This window comes from Pseudomonas sp. CFBP2511 (assembly GCF_030209255.1).
Taxonomy (GTDB): domain Bacteria; phylum Pseudomonadota; class Gammaproteobacteria; order Pseudomonadales; family Pseudomonadaceae; genus Aquipseudomonas; species Aquipseudomonas avellanae.
Genome location: NZ_JARVSI010000042.1, coordinates 17,741 through 30,046 on the forward strand (window position 1 = coordinate 17,741; position 12,306 = coordinate 30,046).

General features: G+C 58.3%; 15 protein-coding genes. 10 read left to right on the top strand and 5 right to left on the bottom strand.

The genetic code is table 11. The annotated features are described in order from the left end of the window. Nucleotides 1-74 precede the first annotated feature (74 nt). Nucleotides 75-1,421, top strand: a complete 1,347-nt coding sequence (locus QRN38_RS27295; RefSeq protein ID WP_003373278.1) for a class II 3-deoxy-7-phosphoheptulonate synthase — start codon at nucleotides 75-77, stop codon at nucleotides 1,419-1,421. A 27-nt stretch (nucleotides 1,422-1,448) separates the two neighbouring features. On the opposite strand, the gene QRN38_RS27300 is transcribed toward QRN38_RS27295, so the two are convergent. Further along, nucleotides 1,449-1,682 carry a DUF1127 domain-containing protein gene (locus QRN38_RS27300; RefSeq protein WP_044391161.1) on the bottom strand — a complete coding sequence of 78 codons (234 nt, stop codon included), beginning with the start codon at nucleotides 1,680-1,682 and terminating at the stop codon, nucleotides 1,449-1,451. Between the two features lie 94 nt (nucleotides 1,683-1,776). Here QRN38_RS27300 and QRN38_RS27305 point away from each other — a divergent pair, with 94 nt between their 5' ends. Further along, a complete protein-coding gene (locus QRN38_RS27305) occupies nucleotides 1,777-2,631 on the top strand; it encodes a LysR substrate-binding domain-containing protein (RefSeq protein ID WP_217997923.1) in 855 nt (284 codons plus the stop codon). On the opposite strand, the gene QRN38_RS27310 is transcribed toward QRN38_RS27305, so the two are convergent. Then, nucleotides 2,621-3,367: a sulfite exporter TauE/SafE family protein gene (locus tag QRN38_RS27310; protein WP_011103701.1), complete on the bottom strand. Its 747-nt coding sequence runs from the start codon at nucleotides 3,365-3,367 to the stop codon at nucleotides 2,621-2,623. The two genes, QRN38_RS27305 and QRN38_RS27310, sit on opposite strands and share 11 nt — an antisense overlap. Nucleotides 3,368-3,552: 185 nt before the next feature. Here QRN38_RS27310 and QRN38_RS27315 point away from each other — a divergent pair, with 185 nt between their 5' ends. The 3 genes from QRN38_RS27315 (at nucleotide 3,553) to QRN38_RS27325 (ending at nucleotide 5,722) form a co-directional block, all read left to right on the top strand. Next, on the top strand, nucleotides 3,553-4,026 hold the full coding sequence (locus tag QRN38_RS27315) for a MarR family winged helix-turn-helix transcriptional regulator (protein ID WP_003373291.1): 474 nt from the start codon (nucleotides 3,553-3,555) through the stop codon (nucleotides 4,024-4,026). Between the two features lie 216 nt (nucleotides 4,027-4,242). Further along, nucleotides 4,243-4,662, top strand: a complete 420-nt coding sequence (locus QRN38_RS27320) for an organic hydroperoxide resistance protein (RefSeq protein ID WP_005766782.1) — start codon at nucleotides 4,243-4,245, stop codon at nucleotides 4,660-4,662. Nucleotides 4,663-4,702: 40 nt separating this feature from the next. After that, nucleotides 4,703-5,722: an alpha/beta hydrolase gene (locus QRN38_RS27325; RefSeq protein ID WP_007245123.1), complete on the top strand. Its 1,020-nt coding sequence runs from the start codon at nucleotides 4,703-4,705 to the stop codon at nucleotides 5,720-5,722. A gap of 91 nt (nucleotides 5,723-5,813) precedes the next feature. Here QRN38_RS27325 and QRN38_RS27330 read toward each other — a convergent pair whose 3' ends face one another. Then, the gene (locus tag QRN38_RS27330; RefSeq protein WP_003373297.1) at nucleotides 5,814-6,383 is read right to left on the bottom strand and encodes an elongation factor P; all 570 of its coding nucleotides are present in this window, start codon (nucleotides 6,381-6,383) and stop codon (nucleotides 5,814-5,816) included. A gap of 99 nt (nucleotides 6,384-6,482) precedes the next feature. Continuing rightward, nucleotides 6,483-7,619 carry an elongation factor P maturation arginine rhamnosyltransferase EarP gene (gene earP, locus QRN38_RS27335; protein ID WP_024667247.1) on the bottom strand — a complete coding sequence of 379 codons (1,137 nt, stop codon included), beginning with the start codon at nucleotides 7,617-7,619 and terminating at the stop codon, nucleotides 6,483-6,485. 195 nt (nucleotides 7,620-7,814) lie between these two features. On the opposite strand from earP, the gene QRN38_RS27340 reads away from it, so the two are divergent. The 3 genes from QRN38_RS27340 to QRN38_RS27350 all read left to right on the top strand — a co-directional run bounded on the left by QRN38_RS27340 (nucleotide 7,815) and on the right by QRN38_RS27350 (nucleotide 9,035). After that, on the top strand, nucleotides 7,815-8,219 hold the full coding sequence (locus QRN38_RS27340; protein WP_007245125.1) for a hypothetical protein: 405 nt from the start codon (nucleotides 7,815-7,817) through the stop codon (nucleotides 8,217-8,219). Nucleotides 8,220-8,222: 3 nt separating this feature from the next. Further along, entirely contained in the window at nucleotides 8,223-8,705 is a 483-nt protein-coding gene (locus tag QRN38_RS27345) for a GreA/GreB family elongation factor (protein WP_057419276.1), read from the top strand. 123 nt (nucleotides 8,706-8,828) lie between these two features. Continuing rightward, a complete protein-coding gene (locus QRN38_RS27350) occupies nucleotides 8,829-9,035 on the top strand; it encodes a hypothetical protein (protein ID WP_002554553.1) in 207 nt (68 codons plus the stop codon). A gap of 75 nt (nucleotides 9,036-9,110) precedes the next feature. Here QRN38_RS27350 and QRN38_RS27355 read toward each other — a convergent pair whose 3' ends face one another. Beyond that, complete coding sequence (locus QRN38_RS27355) at nucleotides 9,111-10,388, bottom strand: aromatic amino acid transport family protein (protein WP_057419277.1); 1,278 nt, start codon at nucleotides 10,386-10,388, stop codon at nucleotides 9,111-9,113. Between the two features lie 348 nt (nucleotides 10,389-10,736). Between QRN38_RS27355 and QRN38_RS27360 the strand changes: the two genes are divergently transcribed. After that, nucleotides 10,737-11,645: a TlpA disulfide reductase family protein gene (locus tag QRN38_RS27360; protein WP_162491811.1), complete on the top strand. Its 909-nt coding sequence runs from the start codon at nucleotides 10,737-10,739 to the stop codon at nucleotides 11,643-11,645. A gap of 73 nt (nucleotides 11,646-11,718) precedes the next feature. Continuing rightward, nucleotides 11,719-12,288 (top strand): TetR/AcrR family transcriptional regulator, encoded by a 570-nt coding sequence (locus QRN38_RS27365; RefSeq protein ID WP_005766763.1) that lies wholly within the window; start codon nucleotides 11,719-11,721, stop codon nucleotides 12,286-12,288. Nucleotides 12,289-12,306: the final 18 nt, after the last annotated feature.

Genomic DNA, 12,306 nt, shown 5'->3' on the forward strand with positions numbered 1-12,306 from the left:
GGTCCGCGCCGCACTGGCAGAGCACTGACGAACTGCTAACATGCGGACCCGATTGCACAACCCTAGAGCCAATAATGAGCCAACCCTGGAGCCCCGACAGCTGGCGGGCACTGCCGATTCAGCAGCAACCTCACTACCCTGACGCCGCGCACCTGCTGAAGGTCGAACAAACGCTGGCCAGCTATCCGCCGCTGGTGTTTGCCGGCGAAGCACGGGAGTTGCGCCGCCAGTTTGCCGAGGTGACCCAGGGCCGGGCGTTCCTGCTGCAAGGCGGCGACTGCGCCGAAAGCTTCATGGAGTTTTCGGCGGCGAAGATTCGCGACACCTTCAAGGTGCTGTTGCAGATGGCGATCGTCATGACCTTCGCGGCGGGCTGCCCGGTGGTCAAGGTCGGACGCATGGCTGGGCAATTTGCCAAGCCGCGCTCGGCCAATGACGAAATCATCGATGGCGTGACGCTCCCGGCTTATCGGGGTGACATCGTCAACGGCATCGGTTTCGACGAAAAAAGCCGAGTGCCGGACCCGGAACGCCTGATCCAGGCTTACAACCAGTCCACCGCCACCCTGAACCTGTTGCGCGCGTTCGCACAGGGCGGGTTTGCCGATCTGCATCAGGTGCACAAGTGGAACCTGGACTTCATCGCCAACTCGGCGCTGGCCGACAAGTACAGCCAGTTGGCCGGGCGCATTGATGAAACCCTGGCGTTCATGCGCGCTTGCGGCATGGACAGCTCGCCGCAACTGCGCGAAACCAGTTTTTTCACCGCCCACGAAGCGCTGCTGCTCAATTATGAAGAGGCCTTTGTACGGCGCGACAGCCTGACCAACGACTATTACGATTGCTCGGCACACATGCTGTGGATCGGTGATCGCACCCGTCAACTGGACGGCGCGCATGTCGAGTTTCTGCGCGGGGTCAACAACCCGATCGGCGTCAAGGTTGGCCCGAGCATGAACACCGACGACCTGATTCGTCTGATCGACATCCTCAACCCGGACAACGATCCGGGGCGCCTGAACCTGATTGCGCGCATGGGCGCCAACAAGGTCGCCGACCACCTGCCGCAACTGATTCGTGCCGTCGAGCGCGAAGGCCGCAAGGTGCTGTGGAGCTCCGACCCGATGCACGGCAACACCATCAAGGCCAGCAGCGGCTACAAGACCCGCGATTTTGCGCAGATCCTCGGTGAAGTGAAGCAGTTCTTCCAGGTGCATCAGGCCGAAGGCACTTATGCCGGTGGCATTCATATCGAGATGACCGGACAGAACGTCACCGAATGCATCGGCGGCGCTCGCCCGATCACTGAAGACGGCCTTTCGGATCGCTACCACACTCACTGCGACCCGCGCATGAACGCCGACCAGTCACTGGAGCTGGCGTTTCTGATCGCCGAAACCCTGAAACAGGTCCGGCGTTAAACACAGTTCGCTGCGCCCACTGCCCGCTCAACGCTTGAGCGGGTCGTCCCAGAACGGACGTTCGACTTCCTGTTGAATATCCGCCCGGCTCAAGCCCAGATCCTTGAGCGCGCCATCGCTCATCTGCGCCAGAAGACGCCGCTGACGATGCAGTTCCAGCCAACGCTGCACATGACGCTTCAGCGATATCAAAGCCCTGCCTGCCTGCACATGCTCGACAGGCCTTGAGTCCACTACACCCGCTTTTTGACCTTTCATCATCTTGCCCTCCATGTGGGATGACTGAAGTCTCGCGCCTGGCGTAGGATCAATCCAACGAATGTTTCTTATGCAGTCCATCTGGGAGATTGATGGTTTGGCCAATTATCCGGGCATTGATACCGAGCTGCTTCGTACCTTTGTGGCCATTGCCGACCACGGCGGGTTCACTCGCGCAGGCGACGTGGTCAACCGCACTCAATCGGCGGTCAGCATGCAAATGAAGCGTCTGGAAGAGGATGTCGTTCAGCGTCAACTGTTCCAGCGTGAAGGCCGGACCCTGAACCTCACAGCAGAGGGTCAGGTACTGCTCGGCTATGCACGGCGGATTCTCAAGTTGCACAGCGAGGTGTTCAATACCTTGCGCGAGCCGCACATGGTTGGTGTGGTGAAAATCGGCTCGCCCGATGATTACGTGATGCGCTTTCTGCCAGGCATCCTTTCGCAGTTCGCGCAGGCTTATCCGCTGGTTCAGGTGGAAGTGCACTGCGAACCGTCCGATTTGCTGCTGCAACGCCAGGACCTTGATCTGACCATTGTGACGCGCAAGCCCGGCACCGAGATCGGTACGCTGTTGCGTCACGAGCGCCTGGTCTGGATGGAGGCCATCGGCTTCGCGCCTCATGAACAAAAGCCCATGCCGCTGGCGATGTTCAATACCCATTGCTTTTGTCGCGACTGGGCCTGCAATGCGCTGGACAGCGTGGAGCGTGAGTACCGCATCGCCTACACCAGTTCCAGCATGGCGGCGATCACTGCCGTGGTCAGCGCAGGCCTTGCGGTTACCGCGCAGTTTCAAAGCCTGGCCACACCGGAGTTGCGCATCCTCGGCGATGCCGAACACTTGCCACAGCTGCCAACGGCCAGCATCGTGCTGCTGCGCAACCCGAAGAACCCCTCACCCATCACCGAATGCATGGCCGACTACATCATCGACGGCTTCAAACCTTGAGAGCGAGAATGACCGCACAGAGCACCAGAAACACGCAGAACATCAGCCGCAGCGTTCGCTCGGGCAGAGAATGCGCCAGCTTGACACCCCAACTGATACTGGCCAGACCGCCGACGGCCAATGGAATGCCCATCGACCAGTTGACGTGATCGTGCAGCGCGTAGGTGACCAGCGTTATCCCGGTGCTCGGCGCGGCCAGGGACAACGCCAGCCCTTGGGCCACAACCTGCGTTGCGCCAAAGACGCTGGTCAGAATGGGCGTAGCCACCACTCCGCCGCCAACACCGAACAAACCACCGGTCACGCCGGAGCCGACGCCCAGTAGCCACAGATACTTTTCGTGACGCAGCCCGCCACTGGCCAGCGTGTTGCGCCAGTACATCTGCGCGACGTTGAACACCGTCAAAATCACCAGAAAGGCCACAAAACCCAGGCGCATGCTTTGCGGGTCAATGCGCACGGCCAGCATTGAAGTCAGCCAGGCAAAAATGAAGCTGGGAATGATCAGCATCAGCGCGTTGCGCAGCAGAATCCGGTTGCGCTGGTTATAGCGCCACAAGGCAAGCAAGACGTTGGGCAGCACCATCAGCAACGCAGTGCCTTGCGCCAGTTGCTGATCCAGACCGAACAACACGCCCAGCGCCGGGATGGCCACAAGACCACCGCCAATCCCGAACAAGCCACCCAGAGTGCCCATCGCCGCACCCAGCAATACGAACATCACCACTTCAATCACACTGCGTCCCCATTCGTTCAATAGCCAAATGCTACGCAGTCCTGCCCTCGACCAACAGGTAATATCAGTTTTTTTGCACACCCCGCATGATGCCAGCGCTGCCAACCTGCGTGAGCGGAATTATCTGGCGCATTAAAGAGTGCAGCACTAAGTTAAACTCAGTCCACTGAGTACGAGGAGCCGCTATGAGTGCCGATGAAAGCCCCACCCACGTCGCATCTGCCGACTGTGATTCGCTGCTGCTGGATAACCAATTGTGTTTCGCCCTGTATTCCACTTCGTTGATGATGACCAAGGTTTACAAACCCTTGCTACAAGCGCTCGGGCTGACCTATCCGCAGTATCTGGCCATGATGGTGCTGTGGGAAAAGGACGGTTTGACCGTCAGCGATGTCAGCACGCGCCTGCTCACTGATCCGGGCTCGCTGACGCCTTTGCTCAAGCGCCTTGAAGGCGAAGGCTTTATCAGCCGCACGCGCAGCAAGGAAGATGAACGGGTGGTGCTGTTGCATCTCACTGAGCAAGGTCGTGCCTTGCAGCAAAAGGCCCTGAGCGTACCTGGCTGCATCCTGTCGGCAAGCGGCCTGAACATGGAAAAGCTTCTCGACCTCCAGGCTCGGTTGCTGAGCATGCGCGACCATCTGCACCAAAGCCTGTAAAAGCCAAAGCCTCGCTTCCCTTGGGGCCTGCCCAACTGCACTTGATCACTTCTACGGGGGCAACCTTTCACGCCCCCACCCACCCTTGTAAAGCCTCATGCCGGCTTTTTAAAAAAATTTATCTTGCGCGCAAAATATTTGCGCTATACATTTGCCTGGTGATTAATTAGCGCGCAAGTATCTTGCGCAAAACCAACATCCAAATGAGGAAATACCATGGACACGCTCTACACCGCAGTTGCAACCGCCACCGGCGGCCGTGATGGTCGTGCTGTTTCCAGCGACAAGATTCTCGACGTCAAACTGGCCACACCGAAAGAACTCGGCGGTGCGGGCGGCGCAGCCACCAACCCTGAGCAACTGTTCGCTGCCGGTTATTCGGCCTGCTTTATCGGCGCGTTGAAATTCGTTGCCGGTCAGAGCAAGCGCAGCATCCCGGCAGACGCCTCGATTACCGCACACGTGGGCATCGGCCAGATCCCCGGTGGTTTCGGTCTGGACATCGACCTGCATGTCAGCCTGCCCGGCCTTGAACAAGCCGACGCTCAGCAACTGGTCGATGCCGCTCACCTGGTCTGCCCTTACTCGAACGCCACACGCGGTAACGTCGATGTGCGTCTGCATGTGACTGTCTGATACCCACCAGGCCAGCAACGAACACTGGAAAGGAACGAACATGAAGACTTTCAGCAAGGTTATGACCGGTACGCTTCTCGCGCTGTCCATCGGCAGCGCATTTGCCGCGGGCGATCCGGCCATCGAGCACAACACCCAGGCTTTCCTCGACGCCCTGAACTCGGGCACCGGCAAGCCTATCGAGCAGTTGTCGCCCAAAGATGCGCGGGCCGTGCTGGTCGGAGCACAGGCGGGGGTCAAACTGACGCTGCCCAAGGCAGATGTCAGCGAAAAGACCATTACGGTGGATGGCAAGCCCATCAGCCTTAATATCGTCCGCCCTGCTGGCGTAAAAGGGACTTTGCCGGTCTTCATGTTCTTTCACGGCGGCGGCTGGGTGCTGGGTGACTTCCAGACTCACGAGCGCCTGGTGCGCGATCTGGTGGCTGGTTCGGGGGCAGTCGCGGTATTCGTCAACTACACGCCTTCACCTGAGGCGCATTACCCGACGGCGATCAACCAGGCCTACGCAGCGACCCAATGGGTGGCTGAGCATGGCAAGGAAATCAATGTCGACGGCAAGCGCCTGGCGGTCGCCGGTAACAGCGTGGGCGGCAACATGGCAACCGTCGTTGCGCTGATGGCCAAAGACAAAGGTACGCCGGCGCTCAGGTATCAGGTGCTGTTGTGGCCGGTGACTGACGCCAGTTTCGACAACGGCTCCTACAACCAGTACGCCGAAGGCCACTTCCTGACCCGCAACATGATGAAGTGGTTCTGGGACAACTACACCACGGATGCCGCACAGCGTAACGAGATCTACGCCTCGCCGCTGCGCGCCACCACCGAACAGCTGAAAGGCCTGCCGCCTGCGCTGATCCAGACCGCCAGTGCCGACGTACTGCGTGACGAGGGTGAAGCCTATGCGCGCAAGCTGGACCAGGCTGGCGTGCCGGTCACGGCCGTACGCTACAACGGCATGATCCATGACTACGGCCTGCTCAACGTTGTCAGCCAGGTCCCGGCTGTTCGCTCGGCGATCCTGCAGGCGTCTCAGGAATTGAAAGAACACCTGAAATAGCACCTGAAGCAACGGCAGCGTCTCAAATTTCAGCCGTAAAAAAACCCGCAGCGATGCGGGTTTTTTGCGTAACGGGGTTACAAAACCATGCTTACTTCGCACGGCCTTTGTAGGAACCGCCTTCACGGGTATCGATCTCGATCATGTCGCCGATTTCGATGAAGTCAGCAACGCTCAGCTCGGTGCCGTTTTTCAGCTTGGCAGGCTTCATGACCTTGCCCGACGTGTCGCCGCGAGCGGAACCTTCGGTGTAGTCGACCTGACGCACGATAGTGGTCGGCAGCTCCACGGAAACCAGACGCTCGTCGAAGAACACGGCTTCGCAGACGTCGGTCATGCCTTCTTCAACGAATGGCAGAACGCTTTCGATGTCTTCGGCGTTCAGCTCGTACATGGTGTAATCAGTGGTGTCCATGAACGTGTAGGTGTCACCGCTGATGAAAGACAGGGTGGCTTCCTTGCGATCCAGGATCACGTCGTCCAGCTTGTCGTCAGCACTGTAAACGATCTCGGTCTTGTAACCGGTCAGCAGGTTTTTCAGCTTGGTCTTCATGATCGCGCTGTTACGACCGGATTTGGTGAATTCAGCTTTCTGAACCAGCCAAGGATCGTTTTCGAGACGGATCACAGTACCGGGTTTCAGCTCTTTACCAGTTTTCATTGCATATATCCGAATTTGGATGGAATTAACCAAAGGCTCTGTACGAGAAACAGCCTGCGCAGGCATTTTTCGTACAGAGCCTTGTATCAAGGCCGCGTATCATAGCGAATTTCCATAAAACTGCACCAGCGCCGTGGCAAGATCAGTCTGTGCGGCTTGTTGCTGGCACCAGCGTTCGGCGTGTTTTTCGATTTGCGCCCAGTGTTCGGTGAGTGCCTGCCAGCCTTCGCTCAGGTCGCTGCCGGCGTTCCAGCTTTGCCAGAACTGATTCACTGCCTGCCCCGCCTCAGGCGCAAGGCCCGCCAGATAGAGAGCCAGAAAGGCATCAAGCTTGGGCAGATGGGCGTCTTCTTCCTGCTGATAGATGTGCCAAAGCATCGGCCGCCCTGCCCACTGGGCACGCACGAACGAGTCCTCGCCGCGCACCACGTTGAAATCGCAGCTCCAGAGCAGTTGATCGTAGCGCTCCTGTCGGATGAACGGTAAGACCTGGACCGTCAACGCGCCGCTTGCCTGCACCGTTCCGGCGTGCAATTGCCCCTCACTACCGAGCCAGCGCTGCACATCCGCCAGAATGCGCCCTTCCGGCACCAGCAGGTGGGTCGGGCGGCTGTCGCTGGCCAGCGCGTCGAGCCAACTGTCCAGTCGCGGGTTCTCATAGGCAAACACCGAGATCAGGCGTGCGCCGGCCAACGGCTCGACGTTCAGTTCCTGCAGAAACGCTTGCTGTAACGCCTTGTCCTGCTGAAACGCCTGACGTTGCCCGATCAGGTTTCTTTCGCGCAACAGGCCACCGGTGGTGTCCGCAAAACCGGGGAAGAAAAAAAACTTTTTCAAGCCGTTCATTTGCGGCGAAGGCAAACCGTGGCAACCCGAGACCCAGTCTTCGGCGCTGAGGTACTCAAGGTTCAGCCACAGCGGCCTGGGCGAGCGCTGCAGCATTGATTCGGTGTAAGACGTCGGCAGTCGGCAGGCGAAGGCTTCGATCACCACGTCGGGCACGGTGCTGCTGACCCAGTCTGCGGGCCAACGGCAGACGCTGACGCCCTCACGCAATTGCTGCGAGGCGCAAGGATCAGCGTCTGGACACAGGCGAACAAAGGCCGCCAGGTCATCGATCCACAAGCGCACCTGCACGTCATGTTCGGCAACCAGCTGGCGTGCCAGACGCCAGGTCACCCCCGCATCACCGTAGTTGTCAACTACGCTGCAAAAAATGTCCCAAGAGGGTTTCATCCTGGCTCCCTGAGTCTGGATGGAGAAAAACCCTGATTGTCGTTCAAAACGTTGCTCAGTCACCAGTTCGGTCAGCCACCCGGCCATCAGCCTGACAACATGATGAGCACATTGGAGAAAACGCGCAGCGCAGTTTTCATGCCCGGCCGTCAGGCATGGCACAATCACATCTGTTGCCCTGCAAGGAGTTCAGCCATGTCATCATCCACCCGCCGTCGCGACCTGTACGTGTCGTTGAAGTTGATCGTCTGCATCGCACTCGGCATCTGGCTGGGTGCCCTGGCGGTGTTTCTCACCGGCCTGCTGTATTACAAAAGCCTGCCACCTGCGCAAACTCAGGCGCTGGACAACGCCGCCGCCCAACTCAGTACCCCGCCCGGACAAAAAGCCGGCGACACGGCGGCGGCCGAGCCCGAGACTGAAATGTTTCGCAAGTACCAGCAAAGCCTGCGCGAAAGCGAGGCCCGTCAAGCTCGTGAACAGACCCAGGAGCAACAACAGCGCACCTTCAACCGTGCAAAATGTGATTTCTGGATGCAGCAGGATCGCACCGCACCCAGCGAGAAAAGCCGTGCCAGCATCAATCAGTACTGTGGATAGACCATGAACAAGCGGGACGTATTGCAACTGATCATCGACAAGCTGGAAATCGATCTGGACATTGCACAGCGGGCTGCCCAAACCGCTTACGAGACGGCCACCCACGAAGAGAACATCGCCGAAAACAAGTACGACACGCTTGGGCTGGAAGCTTCTTATCTCGCCGCAGGCCAGGCACGGCGCGTCGAGGAAATACGTCAGTCATTGACGCTATATCAGAACTGGTCGCTCAAGCCATTCGATGAATCATGCGGCATTCAGACCGGTGATCTTGTCGTGGTTCAAGCGCAGGACGGTCAGACCCGGTATCTGTTTCTGGGGCCTGACGCTGCGGGCCTCAAGGTCAATGCCGGCGATCGGCTGATTACCGTGATCACCGCCCGGGCACCGCTTGGGCAAAGCCTGCTGGGCAGGTTCGAGGACGATGCCGTACAGATTGTCATCAATGGCAGCGGACAATCCTACGAAATCACACAAACGTTGTGACACAACCATCATCTACAGGGTTGATCGCGCCAAGTTTTTATGGGTAAGGTGAGCCGTCGCCATAACCACCGCAACCGGGGCAACACTCAAGCAAGCAAGGACTAAAACCCAAGGAGATTTTTCATGACGAACGTCATCGCATTCCCTGACGCCCATGAACGTGATCGCCTGAAGTCCAGTCAAGATCCGGCGTTGAGATACCTGAACAAAAAAGAGCGACAGTTGATCGACCAATTGCGGTCGACCAGCCATGCGGGAAGGCAGTACGTTTACGACTATGCAAGCATCATGCATTTGTCCAGGCCGTTGTACCCCGAGCCAGTCGATTGACTGCGCTCGCAGAACCCGCCTGACTGTGGGCTGCGCCGGTGAAACGGCGCAGCTTTCAAGGCGTGCTGCCTGGGGTCAGCGCGTCATCGAGAAGATCAGCGCCGAAATAGCCACCAGACCTGCGGCAATGACAAAGTAGTTGGACCATGCACCTGCATATTTGCGCATGGAAGGCACCTTGTAGATCGCATACATCGGCATCAGAAACAGCAACACCGAAATCACTGGCCCGCCCAGGTTCTCGATCATCCCCAGAATGCTTGGGTCGAGCGTTGCCACTATCCAGCACACCACCAGCATGAACGCGGCGGTCATACGGTCCAGTACCTTGGGCGCCGGACGACGCCCCGATTTCAGGACCAGCCCTTTCAAGCCCTCGCTGGCGCCGATGTAGTGGCCGAGAAACGATTTGGAAATCGCCACAAACGCAATCAGCGGCGCAACGAACGCGATGGTCGGATTGTTGAAGTGGTTGGCCAGGTAAGACAGGATCGAGATGTTCTGCGCCTTGGCTTCAGCCAGTTCAGCGGGCGAAAGGGTCAGCACGCAGCTGAACACGAAGAACAGCACCATCACCACCATCAATACGTGGGCGCGGGCCAGAATCTGCGAACTGCGCACCTCGGCATTCTCGCCGTACTGGCGTTTCTGATCGACCGCAAAAGCCGAGATGATCGGCGCATGGTTGAAAGAAAACACCATCACCGGAATCGCCAGCCAAAGGGTCGACAAAAACGCCGAGGGCTCAGGCAAGGTGGTTGCGGTGCTCAAGATACCGCCGGTCCAGTGTGGAATCAGAAACATGGCCAGAAACAGCAGCGCGACGATAAACGGATAAACCATCACGCTCATGGCCTTGACGATGAACCGCTCGCCACAGCGAACCAGCGCCAGCAGGCCCATGATCAGCACGAACGCCAGCACGGCACGCGGCGGCGGAGCTATGTGCAACTGGTGTTCAAGAAAGCTGCCCACGGTATTGGTGAGGGCCACGCTGTAAATCAACAGGATCGGGAAGATCGCGAAGAAGTACAGCAAGGTGATCATCGCTCCGGCGCTTTTGCCGAAATGCTGTTCGACCACTTCAGTGATGTCGGCCCCCTCACGCCCGGACAGTACGAAGCGGGTCAGGCCACGGTGTGCATAAAACGTCATCGGGAATGCCAGCAGCGCGAGAGCCAGCAGTGGCCAGAAACCGCCGATGCCTGCGTTGATGGGCAAGAACAGCGTACCTGCGCCAATGGCAGTACCGAACAATCCAAGCATCCAGGTGGTGTCATTACGGTTCCAAGAGGCGATGCTCTCGGGAGCTACATCCAGGCGTTCTACGACGCCGTTAGCCTGATCATTCATCCGGTCGACTCTCCGTGGCCGGTTTATCAAAAAGGGCAGCGCGTCGAAAAAGCCGGCAGTTCAGCGCTCCCCTCGAAAACAGCGGGCGAGATTCTCCGGGATTGACGGCAGAAGTCAAAGCTTTGTAGGACAAGAATTGCCAAGCGATGAGCGACCAATGCCACGCACGCCTCGGAGGCGAAGGGCTGGCGGGCAAATGACCATTTGTCCTGCGCGCAGCTTTTTTGCAGACCGCGCGCTCATCGACAGCCCTCAGCGACATCACATTCAGGCACAGTTGTGCGTTTTGATCGAAAGGAAACGGGCGATATCATCGCCGCGCGCGCATCCTGGCGGCGTCCGCCCGGCTTGGCACTGGCGGCATCTGGTGGGCCTGCTTCAGGCAATTTTGCAGAAATCATTCAAGAGCTGAACGTGATGTTGAGTATCAACGCAGGACCGTTTGCCCTCGCACTAACCCATTTGCTGCTGCTGATCGCACTGGTCACGGCCACCTTGATCGAGGCCAGGTTTGCACGGCGCACCCTCGCAAAAAAGACAGCGGTATTCAGCCTGTTCATCCTCGGCGTCGTGGCAGCACGCATCGCCTTTGTGCTGACCTATTTCACGCAATACAGCGATGCACCCTGGAAGGCACTGGACGTACGTGATGGCGGCTTTCTGGTCTGGCCGGGCATTGCCGCTGCCATTCTGGGCGGCTTGCTGATCGGCTGGCGTCACCCTGAACAACGTCGTGCACTGGCGTTCAGCGTGACAACGGGGTTGGCGATCTGGCTGCTGGGTGGCTGGCTATTGAGCAGCTACCAACAAGGTGCGCCCCTTCCGCAAACCACGCTGCGCACCCTGTATGGCGAACCGGTCAGCGTCGCCGAATACCGAGGCAAGCCGGTGGTCATCAACCTCTGGGCGACCTGGTGCCCTCCCTGTCGTCGGGAAATGCCCGTGCTGCGAGACATGCAACTGGAGCGCGAAGACATCGTATTTGTGTTCGTCAACCAGGCCGAAAGCGCGCAGGCCGTGAGCGATTATCTGTCCAGACAGCAACTGGTGCTGAGCAACAGCTTTCTGGATCCAGAGGGAGAGTTCGCCCGCGAGGTCGGCTCGGCAGCCCTGCCCACCACGCTTTTTTATTCATCGGACGGACGCCTGACAGGCAGTCATATGGGCGAAATGTCCAGAGCCAGTCTCACTCATTATCTGGACAGCCAGACAGGCGCCCGATCAGCTGTTTCCGGTACAAGTTCTCATCGCGATTGAAAGCCTGCTGCATCGATTCATCTATCCATGTATAAATGCGCTGACACATTGGTCATCTCTGGAGGCTCAGCGCATGCGTTACGCGCTCGATCATAAGGCCCAAACCCACCAGCGCATCGTCAAGGAAGCGTCCATGCGCTTTCGTCGCGATGGCATTGGTGCTACGGGCTTGCAACCATTGATGAAAGCACTCGGCTTGACCCATGGCGGTTTCTACGCGCATTTCAAATCCAAGGATGATCTTGTCGAACAGGCATTGAGTCACGCTCTCGACAATGTAAAAGGAATCACAAGCGAAGTTTTCGCCAGACAGGACTCGCTCAGTGAATTCATCGATCTCTATCTCTCGACTACCAGCCGCGATGCGCAGGACGGCGGATGTCCGCTGCCTACCATGTGCCTGGAACTTGGACAGCGCGACCAACCCAGCGAGACGACGGATAAAATCGTCCTTCACTTGCTGGAACTGTTTGAGAACTCCCTCGCGGGGACCGGTCTTGAGCCCAGAAGCGTACCGATCCTGTCGGCACTGGTAGGCGGGCTGGTACTTGCCCGCAGTGCTGCGGACGACAAGTTGTCGGAGCGTATCCTGAATACGACCCGCGACTACCTCAAGCAGGAGATAAAAAAGAGCACTAACTGATGCATCGAAATACCGAAA

Bases quoted from the DNA above. Each gene is read 5' to 3' on its own strand.
- QRN38_RS27365 (WP_005766763.1), top strand. From the start codon at position 11,719: ATGCGTTACGCGCTCGATCATAAGGCCCAAACCCACCAGCGCATCGTC.
- QRN38_RS27315 (WP_003373291.1), top strand. From the start codon at position 3,553: ATGAGTGCCGATGAAAGCCCCACCCACGTCGCATCTGCCGACTGTGAT.
- QRN38_RS27350 (WP_002554553.1), top strand. From the start codon at position 8,829: ATGACGAACGTCATCGCATTCCCTGACGCCCATGAACGTGATCGCCTG.
- QRN38_RS27295 (WP_003373278.1), top strand. From the start codon at position 75: ATGAGCCAACCCTGGAGCCCCGACAGCTGGCGGGCACTGCCGATTCAG.
- QRN38_RS27320 (WP_005766782.1), top strand. From the start codon at position 4,243: ATGGACACGCTCTACACCGCAGTTGCAACCGCCACCGGCGGCCGTGAT.
- QRN38_RS27330 (WP_003373297.1), bottom strand. From the start codon at position 6,383: ATGAAAACTGGTAAAGAGCTGAAACCCGGTACTGTGATCCGTCTCGAA.
- QRN38_RS27355 (WP_057419277.1), bottom strand. From the start codon at position 10,388: ATGAATGATCAGGCTAACGGCGTCGTAGAACGCCTGGATGTAGCTCCC.
- QRN38_RS27345 (WP_057419276.1), top strand. From the start codon at position 8,223: ATGAACAAGCGGGACGTATTGCAACTGATCATCGACAAGCTGGAAATC.
- QRN38_RS27300 (WP_044391161.1), bottom strand. From the start codon at position 1,682: ATGATGAAAGGTCAAAAAGCGGGTGTAGTGGACTCAAGGCCTGTCGAG.
- earP (WP_024667247.1), bottom strand. From the start codon at position 7,619: ATGAAACCCTCTTGGGACATTTTTTGCAGCGTAGTTGACAACTACGGT.
- QRN38_RS27325 (WP_007245123.1), top strand. From the start codon at position 4,703: ATGAAGACTTTCAGCAAGGTTATGACCGGTACGCTTCTCGCGCTGTCC.
- QRN38_RS27340 (WP_007245125.1), top strand. From the start codon at position 7,815: ATGTCATCATCCACCCGCCGTCGCGACCTGTACGTGTCGTTGAAGTTG.